The 3,012-nt window shown below is 61.0% G+C and carries 2 protein-coding genes; both read left to right on the forward strand.

All coding sequences use genetic code 11. The features are described from left to right. The first annotated feature begins 110 nt into the window (after nucleotides 1-110). Nucleotides 111-875, forward strand: a complete 765-nt coding sequence (locus ACODSR_RS20650; protein WP_006949122.1) for an IS6 family transposase — start codon at nucleotides 111-113, stop codon at nucleotides 873-875. A gap of 204 nt (nucleotides 876-1,079) precedes the next feature. After that, a complete protein-coding gene (locus ACODSR_RS20655) occupies nucleotides 1,080-2,612 on the forward strand; it encodes a catalase (RefSeq protein ID WP_406890188.1) in 1,533 nt (510 codons plus the stop codon). Nucleotides 2,613-3,012: the final 400 nt, after the last annotated feature.

The raw sequence follows: 3,012 nt of genomic DNA on the forward strand, positions 1-3,012 counted from the left end.
GAGCGATCCGGCCAGTCGAAGGAGATCATCCCAATGTTCGACAATCAGCCTGGTGCAAACTCTGACACGGTTTCCAAGATTGGGCTCATGTACTGTCAAGGTCAGTTGCGATGAACGATTTCAAAGGACGGCATTTTACCGGCGAGGTCATCCTATGGGCGGTGCGCTGGTATTGTCGATACGGCATCAGCTACCGTGATCTCGAGGAAATGCTGTCCGAGCGTGGGATCGATGTCGATCATACGACGATCTATCGCTGGGTGCAGCGCTACGCGCCGGAGATGGAGAAGCGTCTCCGCTGGTTCTGGCGGCGCGGCTTTGATCCGAGCTGGCGTCTGGATGAGACCTACGTAAAGGTGCGGGGCAAATGGACCTACCTGTACCGGGCGGTCGACAAACGGGGCGACACGATTGATTTCTATCTGTCATCGACACGCAGCGCCAAAGCGGCGAAGCGCTTTCTGGGCAAAGCTCTTCGTGGCCTGAAGGACTGGGAAAAGCCGGCCAAACTCAATACCGACAAGGCACCCAGCTACGGCGCAGCAATCGCTGAGCTGAAACGCGAAGGCAAACTGGCGGCGGAAACCGAGCACCGGCAGGTGAAATATCTGAACAACGTGCTCGAGGCCGACCACGGCAAGCTGAAGATGCTGATCAAGCCGGTACGTGGCTTCAAGTCGATGCCAACGGCCTACGCCACGATCAAGGGCTTCGAGGTCATGCGCGCCCTACGCAAAGGACAGGCCCAGGCATGGTGCCTGCAGCCAGGTATCATGGGGGAGGTGCGCCTGGTTGAAAGAGCATTCGGAATTGGACCCTCGGCCCTGACCGAAACCATGATTATGCTCAATAAGCATTTCGCCAATGCTGCCTAATCCCCCAACTGGGTGACGCCGCGCGGCCGTGCCCCATGTTTGCAACAGAGCCTGAACATTAGCGACTACTGAGGAAAGCCCGATCTCGCGCAAGAGGATTGGACATGATGCCGCCGATGCGTATCATGATTTCCCTGTAAACCGCTATTCTACCGCCGGCGGCCAATCGGCGCACCGCTGGTGATTTCTCGAGAGGAACCCGTGATGGAAAAAGATGACACCAAGCGTTGCCCCGTAACCCATTTGACCACGGATTTTGGTGCGCCCGTGGTCACCAACCGTGACAGTCTGACCGCCGGTCCTCGCGGCCCCCTGCTCGCGCAGGACGTGTGGCTCAACGAGAAGCTGGCCGGGTTCGTGCGGGAAGTTGTCCCGGAGCGGCGTATGCACGCCAAGGGTTCGGGCGCCTTCGGCACCTTTACGGTGACCAAGGACATTACCAAGTACACCCGCGCGCGGATCTTCAGCGAAGTGGGCAAGAAGACCGAGATGTTCGCCCGCTTCACCACGGTGGCCGGCGAGCGCGGCGCTGCCGACGCCGAGCGTGACATCCGCGGTTTTGCCCTCAAATTCTACACCGAGGAGGGCAACTGGGACATGGTCGGCAATAACACGCCGGTGTTCTTCATCCGCGATTCGCGCCAGTTCCCCGACCTGAACAAGGCCGTCAAACGCGACCCCCGCACCAACCTGCGCTCGGCCACCAACAACTGGGACTGGTGGACGCTGGTTCCCGAGGCGCTGCACCAGGTCACCGTTGTGATGAGTGACCGCGGTATTCCCGCAAGCTACCGTCATATGCACGGCTTCAGCTCGCACACCTACAGTTTCTGGAACAAGGACGGCGAGCGTTTCTGGGTCAAGATGCACTTCCGCACCCAGCAGGGAATCAAGAACCTGACCGACGCCGAGGCAGAGGCCCTGGTCGGCAAGGACCGCGAAAGCCATCAGCGCGACCTCTACGATGCCATCGAGCGCGGCGACTTCCCCAGGTGGAAAATGTACGTTCAGGTCATGCCCGAGACCGATGCCGAGCAGTACCGCTTGCACCCGTTCGACCTGACCAAGGTCTGGTACAAGGGCGACTATCCTCTGATCGAGGTGGGCGAGTTCGAACTGAACAGGAATCCGGAGAACTTCTTCGCCGACGTCGAGCAGGCCGCCTTCGCGCCCGGCAACCTGGTGCCCGGCATCGGGGCCAGCCCCGATCGCATGCTGCAGTCGCGCCTGTTCAACTATGCCGATGCGCAGCGCTACCGCCTGGGCGCCAACTACCACCAGATTCCGGTGAACAAGGCCCGCTGCCCGGTGAACAGCAACCACCGCGACGGCACCGGCCGCGTGGATGGCAATTACGGCGGCCTGCCGCACTACGAGCCCAACAGCTTCGGCCAGTGGCAGGGCCAGCCCGAGTTTGCCGAACCGCCGCTGAAGATCAACGGCGATGCCAAGTTCTGGTCCTATCACGAGGACGACACGAACTATTTCGAGCAGCCTGGCAAGCTGTTCCGGCTGATGACACCGGCGCAGCAGGAAGCCCTGTTCGGCAACACATCCCGCGCCATGGGTGACGCGCCGGAGTTCATCAAGTTTCGCCACATCCGCAACTGCAACGCGGCCGATCCGGCCTATGGCGCCGGCGTGGCCAAGGCGCTAGGCATCGACCTGGGCAAGGCCCTGGCATCCAAGGAAGCCGATCCGATGTTCGGCAACCCTTTGGTACCTTTGCCCGCCTGATTTCGACCGTCGGGCGTCGAAAAGCTGGAGCCCGCTTCGGGGCTCCAGCTTCAGCCCGAACTGGACGATCTGGACGACAAGGAGCGAAAGGCGCTCGGATACGGCGCGGAGAGGCTCCGGAAAGCTGTCGCTCGCTGTGTGACCGTCTATTCTATTCCAGGCATTTGAAATGACGGGTGCCTCGCCAATCCGGCATTGGCGCCGGACGGCGAGACCCCCATTCACTTTACGCGGCTTCGCGCACGACTTCGCTGCCGATAGCGTCCAGTAAGCGGTTGACGGCGCCGAGGGCGAAGTCGAGCGAGGCGCGGTCCGGCTCAGCAGTGCGCTGACCGCGCTGGGTTAGGGGTTTGAGTAGCAACGGAACAGAAAACCTACATAAGGGGCTTCAAGCATCGTC

It is taken from the genome of Sphingobium sp. FG125 (assembly GCF_057809795.1).